Here is a 798-nt window from a genome sequence, read left to right as displayed (position 1 = left end):
CTACCTTTTATTACTGCTGATAAAAATGGTCCAAAACATTTAACATGTAACTTATCAAGATCAAAATTAGAAGAACTTGTTGATGATCTCGTTAAAAACACAATAAAACCATGTGACCTCATTCTGAAAATTTCAACCCACCATCATGCCTCTTACAAATAAAATTCACCACCATTACCTTTGTCAATACTGCAAGGATTGCATGCTAACACTGCTTCACCTTTACATACAGAGAAGGTTTTGCACAGCTTTTCAGTGCCCTGTCTACTTGCCACAACAAAGTAATTCATGTTGAAGATCTTTCCGTATTATTTATGTTAATCCTCAACTTCTTTTCTTTATTTCTGGTGTAAGCCAATTCATAACCATCTTTGGCCACCTTCCTTCCATCATTCATATGACCATACCACTTCAGTCTTTTTGCATCAATCGTGACACTTGTAGCTGTCCCTATCTGTGTTCAACTGATCACCTATGTTGGTATTCTGTACTGTAATCTACAAGATACATCTTACTTTATTGTGCAAGGTAATTCTGCAACGGTGTTTCCCATACCTCTCAACGAGGGCCGGCCTCAGCGCTTCTGCCACCATGTACAGTATTTATGAGTGCCGCTTCCCTCCCTATTTGAACTCTGAACACATTCACGCACACTGGACCTACTCTAAAGATACGGCGATTGCCTTCAAATGATGACTAGGAATGTTTCCATTGTTGTGTTTATCAAAAAAACTAGAACTTTTTTGCGTTTACGATGCGGCGAACAGCGACAATAAAAGTTGTAGAGACAATACAAGG

The 798-nt window shown here is 38.7% G+C and carries 1 protein-coding gene and 1 pseudogene; one reads left to right on the top strand and one right to left on the bottom strand.

Going from position 1 to position 798, the window contains the following annotated elements; translation table 4 throughout:
* Positions 1-129 (top strand): annotated as a pseudogene (locus MAGTDC_RS03600) (Hsp70 family protein); the annotation flags it as partial.
* 209 nt (positions 130-338) lie between these two features.
* Here the strand turns inward: MAGTDC_RS03600 and MAGTDC_RS05735 are convergent.
* Entirely contained in the window at positions 339-464 is a 126-nt protein-coding gene (locus MAGTDC_RS05735) for a hypothetical protein (protein WP_278046988.1), read from the bottom strand.
* Between the last annotated feature and the right edge of the window lie 334 nt (positions 465-798).

The sequence above is a fragment of the Candidatus Hodgkinia cicadicola genome (genome assembly GCF_002774925.1).
The sequence above is the reverse complement of the archived record's forward strand: the minus strand, read 5'-3'. Positions and strand labels throughout refer to the sequence as shown.